Genomic DNA, 1,170 nt, shown 5'->3' on the forward strand with positions numbered 1-1,170 from the left:
TCCCCGGTCATCTTATCCCTCTGCGTCCCCACAGTTCTGATACCATGTGGTACAGGAATCTAAACCTGTTGTCCATCAGCTACGCTTCTCAGCCTTGCCTTAGGCCCCGACTTACCCAGGGCAGATCAGCTTTACCCTGGAAACCTTAGATATTCGGCCTGGAGGATTCCCACCTCCATCTCGCTACTCATTCCGGCATTCTCTCTTCTTAAAAGTCCACAGCTCCTTATCGGTACTGCTTCGCCCCTTTAAGAATGCTCCTCTACCAATGTATAAATACATTCCTGAGCTTCGGTGTTGTGTTTCAGCCCCGGACATTTTCGGCGCAGGACCTCTCGACTAGTGAGCTATTACGCACTCTTTGAATGTGTGGCTGCTTCTGAGCCAACATCCTAGTTGTCTTTGAAATCCCACATCCTTTTCCACTTAACACACACTTTGGGACCTTAGCTGCAGGTCTGGGCTCTTTCCCTTTTGACGACCCAACTTATCTCGTGCCGTCTGACTCCCGTACATCATCTGTATGGCATTCGGAGTTTGATATTCTTCGGTAGGCTTTGACGCCCCCTAGGAAATTCAGTGCTCTACCTCCACCAGACTAATACGAGGCTAGCCCTAAAGCTATTTCGAGGAGAACCAGCTATCTCCGGGTTCGATTGGAATTTCTCCCCTATCCACACCTCATCGCCACCCTTTTCAACGGATGTGCGTTCGGTCCTCCACGAAATTTTACTTTCGCTTCAACCTGGACATGGATAGATCACCCGGTTTCGGGTCTGCACATGCTGACTTGACGCCCTATTCAGACTTGCTCTCGCTTCGGCTCCGCACCTTTAGTGCTTAACCTTGCCAGCATCCGCAACTCGCCGGACCGTTCTACAAAAAGTACGCGGTCGCACCTTAACGTGCTTCCACAGCTTGTAAACACAGGGTTTCAGGTTCTCTTTCACTCCCCTCCCGGGGTCCTTTTCACCTTTCCTTCACAGTACTATGCGCTATCGGTCACTAAGGAGTATTTAGCCTTGGGGGGTGGTCCCCCCGACTTCCTGCAAGGTTCCACGTGTCTCGCAGTACTCTGGATCCCACTAGCTCCCTTCTGGTTTCATGTACGGGACTTTCACCCTCTCTGGTCTGACTTCCCAGACAGTTCCATTACCATACGGGTCACAT

General features: G+C 51.1%; 1 rRNA gene. It reads right to left on the reverse strand.

Going from position 1 to position 1,170, the window contains the following annotated elements:
• Positions 1-1,170, reverse strand: a 23S ribosomal RNA gene (locus tag ABCW45_RS17615); the annotation flags it as partial.

Source organism: Pilosibacter fragilis (assembly GCF_032490495.1).
In the GTDB taxonomy this organism is placed as follows: domain Bacteria; phylum Bacillota; class Clostridia; order Lachnospirales; family Lachnospiraceae; genus Pilosibacter; species Pilosibacter fragilis.